Genomic DNA, 236 nt, shown 5'->3' on the forward strand with positions numbered 1-236 from the left:
GGCGGCCTACCAGAACCGCTCCCCCCGGGTGGCCCTCCGGGACTGGGCCCTCCTCGCCTTCCTCTACGGCACAGGCCTCCGCCTCTCCGAGGCCCTGGCCCTGACCTACGCCGACCTCACCTATCAGGACGGCGTCCCCCACGCCATCCGGGTCCAGGGGAAGGGGGGGAAGGAGCGGATGGTGGTCCTCTCGCCCACGGCCCAGCGGGCCCTGCACCAGTGGCTGCGGCACCGGA

At 73.7% G+C, this 236-nt stretch carries 1 protein-coding gene; it reads left to right on the top strand.

The genetic code is table 11. The annotated features are described in order from the left end of the window. Positions 1 to 236 (top strand): tyrosine-type recombinase/integrase (locus ACYQ0J_RS13515; protein ID WP_460172618.1); only part of this gene is annotated, 236 nt, incomplete at both ends.

The sequence above is a fragment of the Thermus sp. FJN-A genome (assembly GCF_054655095.1).